This window comes from Pseudomonas fluorescens (genome assembly GCF_000968015.1).
GTDB classification, from domain to species: domain Bacteria; phylum Pseudomonadota; class Gammaproteobacteria; order Pseudomonadales; family Pseudomonadaceae; genus Aquipseudomonas; species Aquipseudomonas fluorescens_W.
Window position 1 is genome coordinate 29,125 of record NZ_LACH01000004.1, and the last position, 20,660, is coordinate 49,784.

Annotated in this window: 20 protein-coding genes; 15 read left to right on the forward strand and 5 right to left on the reverse strand. The window is 58.9% G+C overall.

The features are described from left to right. The first annotated feature begins 319 nt into the window (after window positions 1–319). The 9 genes from panB to VD17_RS03655 all read left to right on the forward strand — a co-directional run bounded on the left by panB (window position 320) and on the right by VD17_RS03655 (window position 12,106). Complete coding sequence (panB, locus tag VD17_RS03615) at window positions 320–1,120, forward strand: 3-methyl-2-oxobutanoate hydroxymethyltransferase (RefSeq protein WP_033054352.1); 801 nt, start codon at window positions 320–322, stop codon at window positions 1,118–1,120. Next, window positions 1,117–1,977 (forward strand): pantoate--beta-alanine ligase, encoded by an 861-nt coding sequence (gene panC, locus VD17_RS03620; RefSeq protein ID WP_046052718.1) that lies wholly within the window; start codon window positions 1,117–1,119, stop codon window positions 1,975–1,977. Before panB ends, panC begins: the two co-directional genes overlap by 4 nt. Before the next feature lie 200 nt (window positions 1,978–2,177). Then, window positions 2,178–2,558, forward strand: a complete 381-nt coding sequence (gene panD, locus VD17_RS03625) for an aspartate 1-decarboxylase (RefSeq protein WP_046052719.1) — start codon at window positions 2,178–2,180, stop codon at window positions 2,556–2,558. A 229-nt stretch (window positions 2,559–2,787) separates the two neighbouring features. After that, window positions 2,788–4,452 carry a glucose-6-phosphate isomerase gene (gene pgi, locus VD17_RS03630; RefSeq protein ID WP_046052720.1) on the forward strand — a complete coding sequence of 555 codons (1,665 nt, stop codon included), beginning with the start codon at window positions 2,788–2,790 and terminating at the stop codon, window positions 4,450–4,452. A gap of 230 nt (window positions 4,453–4,682) precedes the next feature. Further along, on the forward strand, window positions 4,683–6,620 hold the full coding sequence (gene acs, locus VD17_RS03635; protein ID WP_046052721.1) for an acetate--CoA ligase: 1,938 nt from the start codon (window positions 4,683–4,685) through the stop codon (window positions 6,618–6,620). 65 nt (window positions 6,621–6,685) lie between these two features. After that, a complete protein-coding gene (locus VD17_RS03640) occupies window positions 6,686–7,558 on the forward strand; it encodes an oxygenase MpaB family protein (RefSeq protein ID WP_046052722.1) in 873 nt (290 codons plus the stop codon). 190 nt (window positions 7,559–7,748) lie between these two features. Further along, window positions 7,749–8,765, forward strand: a complete 1,017-nt coding sequence (locus tag VD17_RS03645) for a class I SAM-dependent rRNA methyltransferase (RefSeq protein ID WP_008153314.1) — start codon at window positions 7,749–7,751, stop codon at window positions 8,763–8,765. Between the two features lie 105 nt (window positions 8,766–8,870). Then, window positions 8,871–11,810 carry a DUF748 domain-containing protein gene (locus VD17_RS03650; protein ID WP_046052723.1) on the forward strand — a complete coding sequence of 980 codons (2,940 nt, stop codon included), beginning with the start codon at window positions 8,871–8,873 and terminating at the stop codon, window positions 11,808–11,810. Next, window positions 11,810–12,106 carry a DUF2845 domain-containing protein gene (locus VD17_RS03655; protein WP_046052724.1) on the forward strand — a complete coding sequence of 99 codons (297 nt, stop codon included), beginning with the start codon at window positions 11,810–11,812 and terminating at the stop codon, window positions 12,104–12,106. The genes VD17_RS03650 and VD17_RS03655 overlap by 1 nt, the downstream gene beginning before the upstream one ends. A 285-nt stretch (window positions 12,107–12,391) precedes the next feature. Here the strand turns inward: VD17_RS03655 and VD17_RS03660 are convergent, their stop codons facing one another. Both VD17_RS03660 and VD17_RS03665 read right to left on the reverse strand, forming a co-directional pair. Next, window positions 12,392–12,748, reverse strand: a complete 357-nt coding sequence (locus VD17_RS03660) for a BON domain-containing protein (RefSeq protein ID WP_046052725.1) — start codon at window positions 12,746–12,748, stop codon at window positions 12,392–12,394. A 313-nt stretch (window positions 12,749–13,061) separates the two neighbouring features. Continuing rightward, entirely contained in the window at window positions 13,062–13,469 is a 408-nt protein-coding gene (locus VD17_RS03665) for a pilin (RefSeq protein WP_046052726.1), read from the reverse strand. Window positions 13,470–13,695: 226 nt separating this feature from the next. Between VD17_RS03665 and pilB the strand changes: the two genes are divergently transcribed. Genes pilB through yacG form a run of 5 tightly spaced genes read left to right on the forward strand, consistent with a single transcriptional unit; the run spans window position 13,696 to window position 18,307 of the window. Continuing rightward, complete coding sequence (gene pilB / locus VD17_RS03670; protein ID WP_046052727.1) at window positions 13,696–15,396, forward strand: type IV-A pilus assembly ATPase PilB; 1,701 nt, start codon at window positions 13,696–13,698, stop codon at window positions 15,394–15,396. Window positions 15,397–15,398: 2 nt separating this feature from the next. Then, window positions 15,399–16,616 carry a type II secretion system F family protein gene (locus tag VD17_RS03675; RefSeq protein WP_046052728.1) on the forward strand — a complete coding sequence of 406 codons (1,218 nt, stop codon included), beginning with the start codon at window positions 15,399–15,401 and terminating at the stop codon, window positions 16,614–16,616. Between the two features lies 1 nt (window position 16,617). Next, window positions 16,618–17,490 (forward strand): prepilin peptidase, encoded by an 873-nt coding sequence (locus VD17_RS03680; RefSeq protein ID WP_046052729.1) that lies wholly within the window; start codon window positions 16,618–16,620, stop codon window positions 17,488–17,490. Then, window positions 17,487–18,110, forward strand: coding sequence for a dephospho-CoA kinase (gene coaE, locus VD17_RS03685; RefSeq protein WP_046052730.1), 624 nt, complete (start codon window positions 17,487–17,489; stop codon window positions 18,108–18,110). The genes VD17_RS03680 and coaE overlap by 4 nt, the downstream gene beginning before the upstream one ends. Next, window positions 18,107–18,307, forward strand: coding sequence for a DNA gyrase inhibitor YacG (gene yacG / locus VD17_RS03690; RefSeq protein ID WP_046052731.1), 201 nt, complete (start codon window positions 18,107–18,109; stop codon window positions 18,305–18,307). The genes coaE and yacG overlap by 4 nt, the downstream gene beginning before the upstream one ends. Before the next feature lie 3 nt (window positions 18,308–18,310). On the opposite strand, the gene VD17_RS03695 is transcribed toward yacG, so the two are convergent. The 3 genes from VD17_RS03695 to VD17_RS03705 all read right to left on the reverse strand — a co-directional run bounded on the left by VD17_RS03695 (window position 18,311) and on the right by VD17_RS03705 (window position 20,288). Next, on the reverse strand, window positions 18,311–18,526 hold the full coding sequence (locus VD17_RS03695; protein ID WP_033054332.1) for a hypothetical protein: 216 nt from the start codon (window positions 18,524–18,526) through the stop codon (window positions 18,311–18,313). A 63-nt stretch (window positions 18,527–18,589) separates the two neighbouring features. Next, window positions 18,590–19,279 (reverse strand): energy-coupling factor ABC transporter permease, encoded by a 690-nt coding sequence (locus tag VD17_RS03700; RefSeq protein ID WP_046052732.1) that lies wholly within the window; start codon window positions 19,277–19,279, stop codon window positions 18,590–18,592. 76 nt (window positions 19,280–19,355) lie between these two features. Continuing rightward, a complete protein-coding gene (locus VD17_RS03705; protein ID WP_046052733.1) occupies window positions 19,356–20,288 on the reverse strand; it encodes a LysR family transcriptional regulator in 933 nt (310 codons plus the stop codon). 121 nt (window positions 20,289–20,409) lie between these two features. Here VD17_RS03705 and VD17_RS03710 point away from each other — a divergent pair, with 121 nt between their 5' ends. Continuing rightward, window positions 20,410–20,652, forward strand: coding sequence for a DUF2790 domain-containing protein (locus tag VD17_RS03710; RefSeq protein ID WP_046052734.1), 243 nt, complete (start codon window positions 20,410–20,412; stop codon window positions 20,650–20,652). The last annotated feature ends 8 nt before the right edge of the window (window positions 20,653–20,660 follow it).

Below are 20,660 nucleotides of genomic sequence, written 5' to 3' on the forward strand. Positions count from 1 at the left end.
CACCAGAGATGTTGAATATCAGTACGCGATCGCGAGCAGGCTCACTCCTACAGGGGTTTTGTGTTGCGCATAGGATCTGCGGCATGCTGAATCGCATCAGTTACCCCGGTAACACCCCACGCGTAACAATGCGGTAACACACGCAATTGACTTCCCGAGTTCTCCTCACGACTATAGGCGTCCCGCTGCCGCCAACACGGCGTTGAAGGGCGCAATCCAGGCCTTAAAAGCACGACAACAGACCGTGCGCCTGTATTTAACGAAGAATCACGCGCGTTACTCGCAGTAGTTTCCACAGCGCCTGAATGAGGAACTTTTCATGCCAGCCATCACCCTGACCACTCTGCAAGGTCTCAAGCAAAAAGGTGAAAAAATCACCATGCTGACCTGCTATGACGCGACCTTCGCCCACGCCTGCAATGAGGCTGGCGTCGAAGTGCTGCTGGTGGGCGACTCCCTCGGCATGGTTTTGCAAGGTCACGACAGCACCCTGCCGGTCACCACCGCTGAAATGGCTTACCACGTGGCGTGCGTCAAGCGCGGTAACACCGATGCGCTGATCCTCGCCGACCTGCCCTTCATGGCCTACGCCACCACCGAACAAGCCATGACCAACAGCGCCCTGTTGATGCAGGCGGGTGCGCACATGGTCAAGGTTGAAGGTGCGCTGTGGCTGGCGGACTCGATCCGTCTGCTGGCCGAACGCGGTATCCCGGTGTGCGCGCACATGGGGCTGACACCGCAATCGGTAAACATCCTCGGCGGTTACAAAGTACAAGGTCGCAACGAAAACCAGGCGCGGCAGATGCGTGCCGATGCGATCGCCCTGGAACAGGCCGGCGCGGCGATGTTGCTGCTCGAATGCGTACCGAGCGAACTGGCCGAAGAGATCACCCAGGCGGTGAAAATCCCGGTGATCGGCATCGGCGCCGGCAGTGGCACCGACGGCCAGGTACTGGTTCTCCACGATATGCTCGGCCTGTCGATCACTGGCCGTGTGCCGAAGTTCGTGAAGAACTTCATGGCCGGGCAACAAAACATTCAAGCGGCGCTTGGTGCGTACGTCACTGAAGTCAAAGCGGCGACTTTTCCTGGTATCGAACACGGATTCTCTGCATGAACACCGTAAAAACCGTACGCGAATTGCGGGCCGCCGTGGCCCGTGCCCGCAGTGAAGGCAAGCGCATCGGCTTCGTGCCGACCATGGGCAACCTGCACAGCGGTCATGTGGCACTGGTGACCAAAGCCACCCAACGGGTGGATTTCGTGGTCGCGAGCATTTTCGTCAACCCGTTGCAGTTCGGCGCCGGCGAAGACCTCGACAAGTACCCGCGCACCCTCGCAGCCGATCAGGAGAAACTGCTCCAGGCCGGTTGCCACTTGCTGTTCGCGCCAACCGTTGAAGAAATGTACCCCGACGGCATGGTCGGCCAGACCCGCGTCAGCGTTCCGCAACTCTCCGAAGGCCTCTGCGGCGCCAGCCGTCCCGGGCATTTTGAAGGTGTGGCGACGGTGGTCACCAAGCTGTTCAACATGGTCCAGCCGGACCTGGCAATCTTTGGTCAGAAAGACTTCCAGCAACTGGCGGTGATCCGCGCCCTGGTGCATGACCTGAACATGCCGATCCAGATCATCGGCGAACCGACGGTACGTGCAGCCGATGGCCTGGCGCTGTCGTCGCGCAATGGTTTCCTCAGCGAAGAACAGCGGGCCGTTGCGCCGGTTGTGTATCTCGGCTTGAGCCAGATCGCCGACGCAATCAAACAGGGCGAACGGGATTTCCCGGCGTTGATCGGTGCGCAGATCAAGCAGCTTGGAGCGGCGGGTTTGCGTCCTGATTATCTGGAGATTCGTCATGCCCAAACCTTGCGCCCGGCAACGGCGCAAGATCGGGATCTGGTGATTCTGGTGGCAGCGTTTCTTGGCACTACGCGGTTGATCGATAACCTGCACCTGAACCTCGACGCTACTGCCTAAAAGCACCGCAATTCCCCTGTGGGAGCGAGCTTGCTCGCGATGAGGGACTGACATTCAACATCTGTGTTGGCTGACAGTCCGCCATCGCGAGCAAGCTCGCTCCCACAGGGGGTCGGCGGTGACTCCAAACGCTGTATTGCTGGCCCTCAAGCCTTTGGGCACAATGCCCGCCGTTCGATTTCGTCCCGGGAAAAACACTCATGCACGCCATCATGCTCAAGGCCAAGCTGCATCGCGCCGAAGTCACCCATGCTGTACTCGATTACGAAGGTTCTTGCGCCATCGACGGCGAATGGCTGGACCTGTCCGGTATCCGTGAGTACGAACAGATCCAGATCTACAACGTCGACAATGGTGAGCGCTTCACCACCTATGCGATTCGTGGCGAAGAAGGCTCGCGCATGATCTCGGTCAACGGTGCCGCAGCGCACAAGGCCAAGGTGGGTGATCGCGTGATCATCTGCGCATACGCCCATTACACCGAAGCCGAGCTGCTCAACTTCAAGCCACGCATGCTCTACATGGCGCCGGGTAATGAACTGAGCCATACCAGCAATGCCATTCCGGTTCAGGTCGCCTGATCCCGTCTTAGCCCCTCCCCCTTCCGTTTGTCGGACCGTTCCCTGCTCGATGTATAAAAAAGTACCGGGAACGGGTCAGACAAAGTCAAGACAGATCGCAGCGCGAGGTTTACTGTATTCGCCCTGTGTCATGAAATCGTGTCGACGCAGTTGACCGGACGCCCACCCACAACGCTCCGGTATTTTTAGTGTTCAAAAGGCCGTTCAAGTAAAAAGGAAACCCGCAGCGATGGCGTATTACCGCACCCCTCAAGACGTTACCGCTCTGCCCGCCTGGCAAGCGTTGAATGACCACCGCCAAGCCATGCAAGATTTCAGCATGCGCGAAGCCTTTAATGCCGATCCGCAGCGCTTTACCCAATTCACCCTCAGCAGCTGCGGCCTGTTTCTCGACTACTCGAAGAACCTGATCAACGCCCAGACCCGCGATCTGCTGGTATGCCTGGCCAACGAAGTCGACCTCCAAGGCGCGATCAAAGCGCTGTTCGAAGGCGAAATCGTCAACTCCTCCGAAGGTCGTCCGGCCTTGCACACCGCCCTGCGCCGTCCGGTCGGCGACAAGCTGAAGGTCAACGGCGTCAACGTGATGCCGGAAGTGCACAAGGTCCTGAACCAGATCACCGACCTCGTGGGCCGTATCCACGACGGTTTGTGGCGCGGTTACTCCGAGAAGCCGATCACTGACGTGGTGAACATCGGCATCGGTGGCTCGTTCCTCGGCCCGGAGCTGGTCTCCGAAGCGCTGCTGTCCTACGCCCAGAAGGGCGTGCGCTGCCATTACCTGGCGAACATCGACGGCAGTGAGTTCCACGAACTGACCATGAAGCTGCGTGCCGAAACCACGCTGTTCATCGTTTCGTCGAAATCCTTCAACACCCTCGAAACCCTGAAGAATGCCCAGGCCGCACGCGCCTGGTATCTGGCTCAGGGTGGTTCGGAAGCCGAGCTGTACCGTCACTTCATCGCCGTCTCCAGCAACAATGCAGCGGCAGTGGCATTCGGGATCCGCGAAGAAAACATCTTCCCGATGTGGGACTGGGTTGGCGGCCGTTACTCGCTGTGGTCGGCCATCGGCTTGCCGATTGCCCTGGCCATCGGCATGTCGAACTTCAAGGAGCTGCTGTCCGGTGCCTACACCATGGACCAGCATTTCCAGAGCGCACCGTTCGAACAGAACATGCCGGTGTTGCTGGCCCTGCTCGGCGTCTGGTACGGCAACTTCTGGGGTGCACAGAGCCACGCGATCCTGCCGTACGACCACTACCTGCGCAACATCACCAAGCACTTGCAACAGCTGGACATGGAATCCAACGGCAAGAGCGTGCGTCAGGACGGCACTCCGGTGTCCACCGACACAGGCCCGGTGATCTGGGGCGGCGTCGGCTGCAACGGTCAGCATGCTTACCACCAGTTGCTGCACCAGGGCACTCAACTGATCCCGGCCGACTTCATCGTGCCGATCGTCAGCTTCAACCCGGTGTCCGACCACCACCAGTGGCTGTACGCCAACTGCCTGTCGCAAAGCCAGGCATTGATGCTGGGCAAGACCCTTGCCGAGGCCGAAACCGAGCTGCGCGACAAAGGCTTGAGCGAAGAAGACGTGCAGAAACTCGCGCCTCACAAGGTGATCCCGGGCAACCGTCCAAGCAATACGTTGGTGGTCGAACGCATCAGCCCGCGTCGTCTTGGCGCATTGGTGGCAATGTACGAACACAAAGTCTTCGTGCAAAGCGTGATCTGGGGCATCAACGCCTTCGACCAGTGGGGCGTGGAGCTGGGTAAAGAACTGGGCAAAGGCGTCTACAACCGCCTGGTCGGCAGCGAAGAAACCCCGGCTGACGATGCTTCTACCCAAGGCCTGATCAACTACTTCCGCGGTCGTCACCGCGGGTGATAGGCTGAAGGGGCGGCTTACCCGCCCCTTCTACTTGCAACATCGACAGTTCCACGGCACCGGGTTTCCCGCAAAATCGGTGGCGTGCGCTATCACTGTAGGAGCTGCCGAAGGCTGCGATCTTTTGATTTAGATTGTTAAAAACAAGATCAAAAGATCGCAGCCTTCGGCAGCTCCTACGAGGGTCGCGCAGCTCCCCTCTTGTCGCAAAACAAGAATAAGGAACCGTCATGTTCGATATCAGCACGTTCCCCCAAGCCGATGCCGTCCGCCGGGCTGCAAATTTGAGTCAAGACGACTACAAGCGCCTGTACCGCCAATCCGTCGACCATCCCACCACCTTCTGGGCAGAACAGGCCACACGCTTTCTCGACTGGAGCAAGCCGTGGGATACCGTCCAGCGCTATAACCTGAAAACCGGTGAGGCGAGCTGGTTCGCCGGCGCAAAGTTGAATGTCAGTTACAACTGCATCGACCGTCACCTGGAAAAGCGCGGCGATCAAATCGCGATCATCTGGGAAGGCGACGACCCCGCCGAATCCGCGCAGATCAGCTACAAAAAACTTCATCACAACGTCTGTCGCCTGGCCAACGTGCTCAAAAGCCGTGGCGTGAAGAAAGGCGACCGCGTGTGCATCTACATGCCGATGATCCCCGAAGCCGCCTACGCCATGCTCGCCTGCACGCGCATTGGTGCAGTGCATTCGGTGGTGTTCGGTGGTTTCTCCCCGGACTCTGTGCGTGACCGGATTCTCGATGCCGACTGCCGCACCGTGATCACCGCCGATGAAGGCGTGCGCGGCGGTAAAGTCGTGCCGCTCAAGCAGAAGGTCGACAAAGCGCTACTCAGTTGCCCGAACGTCAGCACCGTCATCGTGGTCGAGCGCACTCAGGGCGAAGTGGACTGGGTCGAGGGCCGGGACATTTGGTATCACCAGGCGCTGCGCGACGTCAGTGACGATTGCCCGCCTGAACCGATGGACGCCGAAGACCCGCTGTTTATCCTCTACACCTCCGGCAGCACCGGCAAACCCAAAGGCGTGCTGCACACCACCGGCGGCTACCTGCTGCAAGCGGCGATGACCTTCAAGTACGTGCTCGACTACCGCGACGACGAAGTCTTCTGGTGCACCGCCGATGTCGGCTGGGTCACCGGCCACAGCTACATCGTCTACGGTCCGTTGGCCAACGGTGCGACCACGCTGATCTTCGAAGGCGTGCCGAGCTACCCGAGCAGCTCGCGCTTCTGGCAGGTGATCGACAAGCACCATGTGAACATTTTCTATACCGCCCCGACCGCCCTGCGCTCCCTGATGCGTGAAGGCCCCGAACCGTTGAAGGAAACTTCCCGCGCGAGCCTCAGATTACTCGGCAGTGTCGGTGAGCCGATCAACCCGGAAGCATGGGAGTGGTACTTCAATGCCGTCGGCGAACAGCGTTGCCCAATCGTCGATACCTGGTGGCAGACCGAAACCGGCGGCATCATGCTCAGCCCTCTGGTCAGCGCTCAACGGATCAAACCCGGCTGCGCCACGCAACCGATGTTCGGCGTTCAGCCGGTGCTTCTCGATGAAGTGGGCAAGGAAATCAAAGGCGCCGGCAGCGGCGTGCTGGCGATCAAATCCAGCTGGCCGGCGCAGATCCGCAGCGTCTACGGCGACCCGCAACGCATGGTCGACACCTACTTCAAGCCCTACCCCGGTTACTACTTCACCGGCGACGGCGCCCGGCGCGATGAAGACGGTGACTATTGGATTACCGGACGCATCGACGACGTGATCAACGTCTCCGGGCACCGCATCGGCACCGCAGAAGTGGAAAGCGCATTGGTGCTGCACGACAGCATCGCCGAAGCGGCGGTGGTCGGTTACCCGCACGACGTCAAGGGTCAGGGCATCTATGCCTTCGTCACCCCCATGAACGGCACCGAACCCAGTGACGAACTGAAGAAAGCACTGCTGGCTCACGTCAGCGAGGAAATCGGCAGCTTCGCCAAACCGGACCTGATCCAGTGGGCGCCGGCCTTGCCGAAAACCCGTTCGGGCAAGATCATGCGGCGCATTCTGCGCAAGATCGCCTGCAACGAACTGGACAGCCTGGGCGACACCTCGACCCTGGCTGACCCGAGCGTGGTCCAGGAGTTGGTCGATAAACGCCTGAACCAATAATCGCTTGTTTCAAAAGCCTGCGCGGCCGTTAATGGCCGCGCCTCCTTTTCCGCCACTGAGTCGCCATGGAATTCATTCGAACCCGCATCGAAACCCAGATCATGAGCCTGACCGGTCTGTCTCTGGGCAAACTCGACCTGGAAAACCCCAAGGGCGATCCCGGCCTGTTCGGGCCCGATTCGGTGAGCTGGCAAGTGCATGGCGACTTCAGCAGCATGCTGATCGGCGGCATCAGCGCCCTGATGCTGCAAGCACTGCATCCACTGGCCCTGTCCGGGGTCTGGGACCATTCGAATTTCCGCGAGGACATGATCGGCCGACTGCGCCGCACCGGGCAGTTCATTTCCGGCACCACCTTCGGTTCGCGGAAGGACGCCGACTGGCTGATCGAGAAAGTCCGCGCCATCCACCTGCAAGTGACCGGCACAGCAACGGATGGCCGGCCCTACGCCGCCAGCGATCCCGATCTGTTGACCTGGGTGCACGTGGCCGAGGTCAGCAACTTCCTCGCGGCCCATTTGCGTTACCGCAATCCGAACCTTTCCCTTGCTGATCAGGACCGTTACTTCGCGGAAATCGCGCTGATTGCCGAACGGCTCGGCGCCCGTGACGTGCCGCGCTCGCGGCAGGAAATTGCTGATTACCTTGAACGCATTCGTCCACAGCTGCTGTGCGACGAGCGCAGTCGAGAGGTGTTACGGCTATTGTTGAACGCCCCGTCTCCCAGTCGTTTAGCCAAACCTTTTGGCAGTTTGATGATGCAGGCCGGGATCGACCTGCTGCCGGACTGGGCCAGTGACATGCTCGGCGTCAGCCAGAGCCCGCTGCAACGCAAGCTGATCCGCGCCAGCGTCAATCGCAGCGTACCGATGCTGCGCTGGGCGGTACGTAACGGCTCGGTGCAACGGGCCAAACGGCGTATGGGGTTGTTGAACTGAAAAAAGCTCAAGAGCATCGTCGGAACGCCGCCCGGAGCAAGCTCGCTCCCACAGGAGATCTTTGTTGATCGCTTATTTTGTGTACGACATAGAACCAATGTGGGAGCGAGCTTGCTCGCGATGGCAGCACCTCGGTCCCGCGCCAAGCTGTTAAACTCCCGCGCCAAATTCCTCCTGCAAGGCGCCCAGCATGTCTTCCTTGAATCAGGCGCTGCGCGCCGCCCTCGATCGTCGTCAGGACCTGCTGGCCGAGCTGCATCAGCAAGGCACTGATTGCTATCGCCTGTTCCACGGCAGCCAGGAAGGCGCCGGCGGCCTGACGATCGACCGCTACGGCCCGCAATTACTGGTGCAAAGCTTTCACCAGTCGCTGGAACGGGATGCGCTGCTGCAACTGCACGACACCATCAATCAGCACCTGGGCCTCGAAACGCTGCTGGTCTACAACGATCGCTCCCGTGGCAACTCGCGAATCGATCGTGAAGACACCGTCTACCGCGCCGACGAGGCCGCCCTGCAAGACTTGATCGGACACGAATGGGGCTTGAATTACCGGGTTCGCGGTCGCCACGCCGGCCAGGATCCGCTGCTGTTCCTCGACCTGCGCAACACGCGCGGCTGGGTCAAGCAGCACAGCAAAAACAAAAGTGTGCTGAACCTGTTTGCCTACACCTGTGGCGTCGGCCTGAGTGCTGCCGCCGGTGGCGCGAGCGAAGTCTGCAACCTCGATTTCGCTGAGGGCAACCTGGCCGTCGGCCGTGAGAACGGCCTGCTCAATCCGCAGTTGCCGACCATGGACTTCATCCAGTCCGACTACTTCCCGGCCATCCGCCAATTGGCCGGCCTGCCGATCAGCCAGCGCCGCGGGCAGAAGCTGCCAAGCTATCAACGTCTGGAACAGCGTCAGTACGATCTGGTGCTGCTGGACCCGCCGGCCTGGGCCAAGAGTGCTTTCGGCACCGTCGACCTGCTGCGCGACTATCAGAGCCTATTGAAGCCGGCACTGCTGACCACCGCCGACAATGGCGTGCTGATCTGCTGCAACAACCTCGCAAAAGTCAGCATGGACGACTGGCGCGAGCAGGTTTTGCGTTGTGCAGAGAAAGCCGGCCGGCCGGTGCGCGAGTGGACAGTGATGAAACCGGGCGGCGATTTTCCGTCAATGGATGAGCAGCCGCCGCTGAAAACCCTGATTCTGCAGCTCTGAGATTCGTCCGAAAAATCAGATAAATCCTATAAAGCATGATCACTTCGGAACCGGAATCGCGTGCCATACTCCAACGCACTCCGATTCAGACTGATGAAGCCGCACATGCCCAAAGGATTGATTCGCGCTATTGGCGCTCTGTTGACCGCTCTAGCCCTCTACAGCCTGCTGGGGTTTCTGATTTTGCCGGGCATCGCGTTACGGGTGGCCAATCAACAATTGGCCAGTTACGCGACGACGCCCGCGACGATCCAACGGATCGAACTCAACCCGTTCAGCCTTGAAGTCACTCTGTGGGGACTGATCATCGGCGAGCCGGGCAAGGAACAGGTCGGCTTCGAACGCCTGTACGCCAACTTGCAGATCGACAGCCTCTGGACCAAGGCGCTGCACCTGTCCGATATCGAAATAGACAAACCCAAGACCGAAATCCTCTTTGGCAAGGACGGCAAGCTCAATCTGCTTGGCCTGTTCAAAATCCCCGCCAGTGAGCCGACCCCGGCCGACCCGAACGCCAAACCGTTCCCGTTGCGCATCGAGCGGATCAAACTGGCCGGCGGTGCCGTGCACTTCCAGGACCAACGCCCCAGCGAACCCATCGAATTCCTCTACGACAAACTCGACTTCGAACTGAAAAACCTCAGTACCCTGCCTGAAGACAGTGCCGACATGACCTTGGTGGCTATCGGCCCGGCAGGTGGACAGATCGACTGGACCGGCAATTTCAGCCTGATCCCGATCGCCTCCGAAGGTAAGCTGAAGATCACCAACGGCAAGATGAAATCCTTTTGGCCCTATGTGCGTGACGCGGTGCCACTGGTGCTCGAAAACGGCGTCATGAGCCTCAGCACCGACTACAAACTCAACCTGGCCAAGGAAACCGAACTGCTGTTGAGCAACGTCGCCGTCAGCATCGCGCCGTTTGCGATCAAAGCACCAGACGGTCGACCGCTGGCAAAGCTTGAGCGTCTGGACATCAGTGAAACCACCGTCGACCTGGCCAAGCAGCAAGTGGTCGTCGGCAAGATCCGCAGCCAGAAACTGGAAACCTGGGCCGCCCTCGAAGCCGACGGGCAACTCGATTGGCAGAAACTGTTCGCCAGCCAACCGTCCAAAGCAGCCGTCAAAGCCAAGGCCGAACCGGCCAGCACCCCGGCAGCCGCCGATTCACCGAAACCCGACCCGGCGCCACCGAGCAAACCCTGGCAAGTGCTGCTCAAAGACGTGCAACTGCGCAATTACCAGGTGCATCTGGCTGACCGCAAGGCGCAACCCGCCGTAGCGTTGGATGTCGGCCCGCTGAACCTGGACCTGCAGAATTTCGACAGCCTCAATGGCTCACCTTTTAACCTCAAGCTCGATACGGGCGTGGGCAAGCAAGGCAAGATCATGGCAGACGGTATCGTCAATCTCGCCCCGGTCAGCGCCAGGTTAAAAGTGCAAACCAAGGACATCGACCTGCGCGTCGCCCAGTCCTATATCAACCCGTTCATTCGTCTGGAACTGCGCAGCGGCATGCTCGGCAGTGATCTGGCGGTCGACCTGAAAAGCACCGAGCCGCTGGCATTCAGCGTCACCGGCCGTGCTCAGGTCGATCAACTGCATACCCTCGACACCCTCAAAACCCGCGACTTCCTCAAGTGGCAGCAGTTGGTGCTCGAAGGCCTGAATTATCAGCACGGCGACAGCCTGTCGATCGACAAGGTCAACCTGTTCCAACCTTATGCGCGCTTCATGATCAACGATGACCGCACCACTAACATCGATGATCTGCTGATTCCGCAACCGCCCGACTCAGGCGCCAAAACGGCTGCAGCCAAACCTGTCAGCAAGGAAAAACCGCTGGGCATCCACATTGGTGGCATTGCCATCAACGACGGCTCGGCCAACTTTGCCGACTTCAGCCTGACCCCGAATTTCGCCACCGCCGTCCAGCAGCTTAACGGGCAAATCGGCACCATCGACAGTCGTCAGGCGAAGCCAGCCAGCGTAGACATCAAAGGCAAGGTCGACCGCTATGCACCGGTCACCATCAAGGGCTCGGTCAACCCGTTCGACCCGATGGCCAGCCTCGACATCGCCACCAGTTTCAAACGTGTTGAACTGACCACGCTCACGCCCTACTCCGGCAAGTTCGCCGGTTACCGCATCCGCAAGGGCCGGCTCAATCTCGACCTGCATTACCTGATCACCAAGGGCCAGCTCAAGGCCGAAAACAAAGTGGTGGTCGAGCAGCTGCAACTGGGTGAGAAAGTCGACAGTCCAGACGCCGTGAGCCTGCCGCTGAAACTGGCGATCGCGTTGCTCAAGGACGTCGACGGCAAGATTTCCATCGAGCTGCCGGTGACCGGCGACCTGAACAACCCGCAGTTCAGCATCATGCCGATTGTCTGGCAGACCTTGCGCAACCTGATCGTCAAAGCCGCCGCGGCGCCATTCAAAATGATTGGCGGACTGGTCAGTGGAGGTGGTTCGGAAGATTTGGGCGCTGTGTCATTTGCCCCGGGCTCAAGCGACCTGAGCAAGGAGGCCGAGGGGTCACTGGTCAAACTGTCCCAGGCCCTCAAGGAACGTCCGGCCTTGCGCCTGGAAATCGAAGGCACGGCTGCTGCCAGCAGCGATGGCCCGCTGATAGCCGAGCAACGTCTGGAACGTGAATACCAATACAACTACTACAAAATGCTCCAGCGTCGCGGTGACAAGGTGCCGGCCCAGGCATCATTGCTGGAAGTACCGGATAACGAGAAAGGTCCGCTGCTGGAAGGGATCTACCGCACGCGCCTGAAGACGCAGCCGCCCGCCGAGTGGAAGGATCTGGGCAAGGAAGAACGCACGGCAAAAATGCGCGAAGACGTGATCAAGTTCTGGAGCTCCAGCGACGTGCTGTTGCGTCAGTTGGGTCAGGAACGCGCCAGCAGCATCAAGGACTATCTGGTCGACAAAGGTCAGTTGGCCGATGACCGCGTGTACTTCATCGACGCTAACCTCGGTGAAGCGCAAAGTGATGGTCGGGTGGTTACGCCGTTGCATCTGGACGCTGAGTGATGGGCGCGAAATGGCTGATGAGCCTGGCTCTGGCGATGGCCGCCAGCCAGGCCTCGGCAGCCGATACCCTGCGCTGCGGCAGTCAATTGGTCAGTGTCGGAGACCGGTCCAGTGAAGTGCTGCAGAAATGCGGTGAACCGGTCAGCCGTGATTTTTTGGGCTACAAGCGAAGCGCTAACCGGCGGGAAGAGTTTCAAGTCGAGGAATGGACTTACGGGCCCAACGGCGGGATGTATCAGTACCTGCGTTTTGAAGGTAATCGTTTGAAGCAGATCACCAGCAAACGCGGCAACTGAACCCACCACAATCTTATATAAGCCCCAGTCAATGTGGGAGCGAGCTTGCTCGCGATAGCAGTCTTTCATTCAACATAGGTGTCGAATGTTAGTCAGCAATCGCGAGCAAGCTCGCTCCCACAGTTGTTTTAGGTCGCCCACAATAGAACAGGCCCCTGACACGAATGTCCGGGGCCTGTAATGGCCACATCCTTATGGCCTTTCGCATGAACTCTCCTGAGGCGGCAGACGTATTGCTCGGCCCGTCTGTCGCGCCTTCTCCCAGTCCAGGCGAGAAGTCTTACCTTATTCGGATTTCAGGCCGTCAGCGGAGACCGCTTTGACGCCTTTGATTTTCTTGGTGATGGCCACAGCGGTGGCTTTCTGAGCGTCAGTCACCGCAACGGTGGACGACAGGGATACAACACCTTTGTTGGTTTCGACTTTGATGTCGGTGCCAGGAATGCCTTTTTCAGTGACCAGGTCACTTTTAACCTTGGTAGTAATCCAGGTATCGGAAGTAGCTTCTTTGGCTTTGGTGACTTCACCCGCCGCCAGAGTCATCGGAGCCTGGGTGGTTTGGGTGGTCTGTGCAAATGCAGCGTTGGCCATGGTCAGGGTCAGCGCGGTAGCAGTAGCGGCAGCGATAGCGAACTTCTTCATACGAGTAACTCCTGTTTTTCATAAAGTCTGCTGCGTGTCTTGTCAGCAGGGTTACTGGAGATATTGCGAACGCTGTGCCAACTTTGAGACAGGCAATAAATACATATAAATCAATAGCTTACAAAAACACCTGATTTTCGGAATCATGCAAAATGCATGACTTTGATTTTTTCTACATGCAAGTTGCGGGTTTTGGGCATGGGCCTAAGGCCATGAATTATCGGGGTTTTTGTACTTAAGTCTGATACGCACTTAAAAAAATGCCTCTGTCTGTCGACAGAGGCACTTCAAACCGCTTTAACCGCGTTACAAATTACGGGTGTGTGCAACCTGCTGGCGCGAAATCGGCACCGACGCTGGTGGCGCATGACCAACCATTAGTTGGGTCTCGAGTCAGTGTCACAGTGGCACCAGCAATAACCGCTGGTGGGCTTTTCACTGTGCAAAGAATGCCTGAAGTAGTGCCAGTAACGGCGGTGATCGTGCAGTTCTGCGAATTGGCGGCATTTGGAGCAAAAGTGGCTACAGTCGGGGCCGCAGTACCCGAGTTGACCGCGTCCTCATAACCCACTTTGAGCGCCGAAATTTCGGCTGCACCCGCCGTCATCTTCGCCCGCGCCTGATACTTCGAATACGCCGGAATGGCGAACGTCGCCAGGATCCCGATGATCGCCACCACAATCAACAGCTCGATAAGCGTAAAACCTTTCTGAGTCTTCATAGACAAGCTCCATGCATGAGTCGAAATCTCATGATCTGAACTAGCCACAGCACAGTCCATGCCATGCCCTTCGCCCGCCTGTTATAGAGGCACGGGACCAACACAAAGCCCTTTCCTACCCCCAGAATCCGCACTATCTGACACTTTTTGTCACCTGAACGCCGCTGGTTTGGTTCCTCCGCTTGACTAGGCTATAAGTCATGAACTGTCTGCGTCCGGTATCCCAATGAATGACATCGCCCTTAGCGGTCTGGCCAAGCAATTGGTCCTGGCCGAGCTGCTCACTGACAAAAGCGCGCAACAGGCGTATCAGCAAGCCCAACGCAACAAAATCTCCCTGGTCAGTTATCTGGTGCAGAACAAACTGGTGAAGAGTCGCCAGGTCGCCGAGATCGCTTCGGAACACTTCGGCATGGCCTTGCTCGACCTCAACTGCCTGGACAAGGAAACCCAACCTAAGGGTCTGGTCAGCGAGAAACTGATTCGCCAGCACCACACCCTGCCCCTCTGGCGGCGCGGCAACAAGTTGTTCGTGGGCGTTTCCGACCCGACCAATCATCAAGCCATCAATGACATCCAGTTCAGTACCGGGCTCAATACCGAAGCCATTCTGGTTGAAGACGACAAGCTCACCGATGCCATCGAAAAATTCTTCGACAGCCATAGCACCGGCCTGGAAGACATGGCCGATGTCGACCTTGATGGTGTGGACATCGACTCGATCGATGACAACAAACAGGATGCCATTGGCGGACAAGATGCCGACGATGCACCCGTGGTGCGCTTCGTGCACAAGATGCTGCTCGACGCGATCAAGAGCGGCTCTTCCGACCTGCATTTCGAGCCCTATGAAAAAACCTACCGCGTGCGGATGCGCACCGACGGCATGCTGCGTGAAGTCGCCAAGCCACCGATTCAACTGGCCAATCGCATCGCCGCGCGACTGAAAGTCATGGCCAGCCTCGACATTTCCGAACGGCGCCGCCCCCAGGACGGGCGGATCAAGATGCGCCTGTCCAAGAGCAAGTCCATCGACTTCCGGGTCAACACCCTGCCGACCTTGTGGGGCGAGAAAGTGGTGATCCGGATCCTCGATCCGTCCAGCGCTCAAATGGGCATCGACGCCCTCGGCTATGAGCCCGATCAGAAAGACCTGTTCATGGCCGCGCTCAAGCAGCCACAGGGGATGATTCTGGTGACTGGCCCCACTGGTTCGGGCAAGACTGTGTCGCTCTACACCGGTCTGAATATCCTCAACACCGTGGACATCAACATCTCCACCGCCGAAGACCCGGTAGAGATCAACATGGAAGGCATCAACCAGGTCAACGTCAATCCCAAGCAGGGAATGGATTTCGCCCAGGCGCTGCGTTCATTTCTGCGTCAGGACCCGGACGTGATCATGGTCGGTGAGATCCGCGACCTCGAAACCGCCGAAATCGCCATCAAAGCCGCCCAGACCGGTCACCTTGTGCTGTCGACCCTGCACACCAACAGCGCCGCCGAAACCCTGACTCGCCTGCACAACATGGGCATTCCGGGTTTCAACATTGCCACCTCGATCAGCCTGATCATTGCCCAGCGTCTGGCACGCAAGCTGTGCAGCCATTGCAAGAAACCCATCGAGATTCCCCGGGAGGCGCTGCTCAAGGAAGGCTTCCCCGAGGAACGCATCGGCTCATTCACGATCTATGAGCCTGTCGGTTGCGATCAGTGCAACGGCGGTTACAAGGGGCGAGTCGGGATTTATGAAGTGGTGAAGAACACACAGGACCTGCAACGGCTGATCATGGCGGAAGGCAATTCACTGGAAATCGACAGTCAGATGCGTAAAGACGGCTTCAACGACCTGCGGACGTCGGGCCTGCTCAAGGCCATGCAAGGCATCACCAGCCTTGAAGAAATCAACCGGGTCACCAAGGACTGAATATGGCGGTCAAAGCAGCAAAAATCAGCGTCTACGCCTGGGAAGGCACGGACCGCAAAGGCACCAAAATGACGGGCGAGTTGAGCGGCCAGAACCCTGCGTTGATCAAGGCCCAGTTGCGCAAGCAGGGCATCAACCCCGGAAAGGTACGCAAGAAGTCCACCTCGATTTTCAACATGGGCAAGCGCATCAAGGCCCAGGACATCGCCCTGTTCACCCGGCAGATGGCGACCATGATGAAGGCCGGCGTACCGCTGTTGCAGTCGTTCGACATCATCGGTGAAGGCTTCGATAACCCGGCCATGCGCACACTGATTGACGAGGTGAAACAGGAAGTCGCGGCGGGTAACAGCTTCGCCGCTTCCCTGCGCAAAAAGCCTCAGTATTTCGATGAGCTCTACTGCAACCTGGTCGATGCCGGCGAGCAGGCCGGTGCCCTCGATACCCTGCTGGAGAGAGTGGCGACCTATAAGGAAAAGAGCGAAAGCCTCAAGGCCAAGATCAAGAAAGCCATGACCTACCCACTGGCAGTGGTGTTCGTCGCGATCATTGTGACCGGGATTCTGCTGGTCAAAGTGGTGCCGCAGTTCGAATCGGTGTTCAAAGGGTTTGGCGCCGAATTGCCAGCCTTCACAGTGATGGTCATCGGCCTCTCGGAGTTCATGCAGAACTGGTGGTGGGCGATGCTCGGCGTGCTGATCGCGGCCATCTTCGGTGTGCGCCACGCGTTTAAAACGTCGCAAGCCTTTCGGGACCGAATGGACACCTGGCTGCTGAAACTGCCGCTGATTGGCACGCTGATGTACAAGTCTGCGGTGGCCCGTTACGCCCGCACGCTGTCGACTACCTTTGCGGCAGGTGTGCCACTGGTGGAAGCCCTGGATTCGGTGGCCGGCGCGACTGGCAACATCGTGTTCAAGCGCGCGGTGCTGCGCATCAAGCAGGACGTGTCGACCGGTATGCAGCTGAATTTTTCCATGCGCGCCTCCGGTATCTTTCCGAACATGGCGATTCAGATGACCGCCATTGGCGAAGAGTCCGGCGCACTGGACGATATGCTCGACAAGGTCGCGAGCTTCTATGAGGACGAAGTGGACAACATGGTCGATAACCTCACCAGCCTGATGGAGCCGTTCATCATGGTGGTGCTGGGTGTTATCGTCGGTGGCCTGGTGGTTGCGATGTACCTGCCCATCTTCCAACTTGGCTCAGCGATCTGACATGCCCTTGAACGACATTCTGACCCTCCACCCGTTGACCTTCGTGATCGCAGCCATGTTGGTCGGCCTGCTGATTGGCAGCTTTCTCAACGTGGTGGTCTGGCGCCTGCCAAAAATGCTTGACCGCGAATGGCGTGAGGAGGCTCGTGAAGTGTTGGGCTTGCCAGGCGAAACACCGCTGCCGACCTTCAACCTGATGCTGCCCCATTCCCAGTGCCCACAGTGCGGCCATCGAATCCGCGCCTGGGAAAATATTCCGATGCTCAGTTATCTGCTCTTGCGGGGTCGATGCTCGAACTGCACGGCAGCCATCAGCAAACGCTACCCGCTGACCGAACTGGCCTGCGGTCTGCTCTCGGCGTTCATCGCCTGGCATTTCGGTTTCGGCTGGCAGGCCTGCATGGCACTGCTCCTGAGTTGGGGGCTACTGACGATGAGCCTGATCGATGCCGAACATCAACTGTTGCCGGATGTGCTGGTGCTGCCGCTGATATGGCTGGGGCTGATCGTCAACAGTTTCGGGCTCTTCGTGTCCCTGAATGAAGCGTTGTGGGGCGCGGTGGCCGGCTACATGGCCCTGTGGTCGGTGTTCTGGCTGTTCAAGCTGATCACCGGCAAGGACGGCATGGGCCACGGTGATTTCAAGTTGTTAGCGATGTTCGGCGCCTGGGGTGGCTGGCAGATCCTGCCACTGACCCTCCTGTTATCGTCGATGGTGGGCGCCGTTGTCGGCGTGATTTTGCTGCGTTTGCGCAACGCGAAAACCTCCACGCCGATCCCCTTCGGACCCTTTCTGGCAATTGCCGGCTGGATTGCCTTGCTCTGGGGTGGTCAAATAACCGACTTCTATTGGCAGTTTGTCGGTTTGAAATGAATACCCCTGTGGAAAAACCCTGGATTCTCGGCCTGACCGGCGGCATCGGCAGCGGCAAAAGCGCGGCTGCCCAGCACTTCATCGACCTGGGCGTGCACGTAGTGGACGCCGATCACGCGGCGCGTTGGGTGGTAGAACCGGGTCGCCCGGCGCTGGCCAGGATCGCCGAACACTTCGGTCCCGGCGCATTGCAAGCGAACGGGCAGCTGGATCGCGCGGCGTTGCGCAAACTGATCTTCGAAGTGCCAGAGGAACGCCGCTGGCTCGAAGCGTTGCTGCATCCGCTGATCGCCAAGGAAATCGCCGATCACCTGGCCAAGGCACAATCGCCTTACGCGATCCTGGTTTCGCCGCTGCTGATCGAGTCCGGGCAGTACGCCATGACCCAACGGGTTCTGGTGATCGATGCCCCGGAACAACTACAGATCGAGCGCACCCTGCAGCGTGACCAGACCAGCGAGCAACAGGTCCAGGCGATCCTCAAGGCCCAGTCCAGCCGACAGGACCGCGTGAGCCACGCCAACGATGTGGTGGTCAATGACCGCGACCTCGCCTGGCTGCATAGCGAGGTCGAACGCCTGCATCACTTTTACCTTACTTTGCGTGGAGGCCAGTCATGAGCCAGACCCCAACCGTCAATTGCCCAACCTGTGGCGCCCCTGTCGAATGGATCGCCAGCAACGTCAACCGGCCGTTCTGCTCGGATCGCTGCAAATTGATCGACCTCGGGGCATGGGCCTCGGAAGAACACAAGATTCCGGTCAGCCCGGATGCCGAAGACGACCTGTTCAGCGAAGACTTCGAGCCGCGTCACTGATCTTCAAGGCCGCATAAAACCGTAGTCCTGGCTGTCATCGAGGTTTTCCGCAAGAAAACGCAACTCATCGGCCAGGTCTTCGGCACTGCGCACCGCCTTGCTCTGTTGCACCACTGCACTGAGCAAGGCGCGCAGGCTCAACCCCGGATCAAACCCCACCTCCTGCGCCCCATCCAGACTTTGACGCAACTCCTGCCTTGCCCATTCGTAGACACTCATTTCGATGCTCCTGAAGGTTCTCCAGAGCATGGATTCGTGAGCGATTTTTGCCTTTGATGTGGATCAAGATTTGGGATCGTCGTCTTTCCAGGGAGCCGAAAGGTAGCGCGTGCGGTTGAACGTCTCCAGCCACTCGGGGCAAAACACCACCAGCGCACTGACCACCATGCCGTTGATGAACGCTTCCGGAAAAATCAGCAGCCACAGATAACCGACAAAATCTTCCAGCCAATACGGCATGGCGAAACGTTCGTCGAACCACAGCAACCACAGCGCCAGCAGCAGACACAGCAACGCCGACAGCGCCGCTGCAAAAAAACCGGACACGAAGATATACACAAAGGGATTACGCGGTTGCGCTCGCTCCACCAGGATCGCGCAGCACTCGGTGACCAGCACCGGCAGCAGAATAAGCAGCGCGCCGTTGACCCCCATCGCAGCCAGATCCTGCCGCCCCAGCAGCACTAGTCCCGCTTGCGCGACCAACCCGCCGACAATCGCCAGCGGCCAGTCGAGCAACAGGGTCACGGCGGTCATGCCGATAAAGTGGTAGGACACGCCGGTGTCGAAGTCTTGTCGCACCAGCCAGAGCATGAACAGCGCGAACACCGTGCCGAACAACAGATGCTGGCGGCGACTGTCGCTGAACAGTTCGACCCACGGTGCTCGCGCAACGGCCCAGATCAGCACCGGTACGTAGATCAACCACCCCGCCGTGAGGGTTTCAAGTGACAGTAACTCGGCGCCGATCATGGCTGGGCACACTCCCTTGTCTTGCCGAAAGAGAACAGGCCCTCAGTCTACACCGCCCCTCGAGCGCCCTTCGACTTCAGGCCCAATGCCGTGGATCGTTCATCACCGCCTCGTGTTCAGCGAACAGCTTGGGTAGTTCGGCCTTGAGAAAGTCCACCCAGGTCCTGACCTTGGCATCGAGAAAACGCCGCGACGGGTACAACGCATACACATTGCGTTCACGAGGACGCCAGGCCGGCAGCAAGCGCAACAAGGTGCCATCGTTCAAGGGGCGCGTCGCGGTATAGAACGGAATCAGGCTGATCCCCATGCCGGCCTCCGACGCCTTGACCATCGACTCGGCGACGTTGCACTGAAAGGTCCTGGCCGGGCTGACAGCATGCTCGCCCTCTTCGTCCCGGAACACCCATTCATCGCTGTATAACGGGTCGAGCATGCGCAGGCACCGATGATCGTTCAGCGCCATCGGTGTGTGCGGCACGCCATGCCGTTGCAGGTACTCCGGGGAGGCGCAGGGCACGCTGTAAATCTGCCCGATCGCATGGGCGACCAATTGCGAATCGGCCAGTTCATGGGCAATTGAAATCACCACATCGTGCCCTTCCTCCAGCGGATCGGGATTGCGCTGCGACAGCGTCAGCTCGAACACCACATCGGGGTAAAGCTCGCTGTAACGGGCGATCAATGGCGTGATCAGTACGCCCAGGCCATTCATGCTGTGAACCCGCAGCCGTCCACTCGGTTTGAGATGGGCGCCGCGGGCCTCTGCCGTTGCCACCTCCATTTCTTCGAGTATTTGCCGACTGCGCACCAAAAAGCGTTCACCGGCCTCGGTCAGGCTCAATCGCCGCGTGGTGCGTTGCAGCAAGCGTGCTTGCACATGCTGCTCCAGATCGGCCACCAGCCGCGACACTTGCGCGGTCGACAGGTCCAGCGCATCGGCGGCGGCGGTAAAACTTGCGCAGTCCACCACACGGACGAACACCCGCAAGTTATTGAGCAGATCCATAAGCCCTCCACGGGCAGTGACTGTTACGTTTCATGTAAGGCTGCATCAGGCGCTGGCCCCTTTATCGGTGGTGGGCAAAGACTAGAATTCAGGTATCGGAATCAACACGGAGCACGGAAAAATGAAAACCCTGATCAGCCTGTTTCTGACCGTTGTCGCCACCTCGGCCATGGCCGCCGGCAACGAGCCCGCCGCTACCTCGTACAACCCGGCACAGCCGCTGGACATCGCCGAAGTGGTTTCAGTGTCGAACACCGCGACCGCCTGCGGGGTTGTGCCTGCGGCCATGGAGTACGTCGATCATCAAGGCCAGACTCATCGCGTGACGTACGAGGTCATGGGGGATTGCACCAGCAACCTGTAATCACTGGC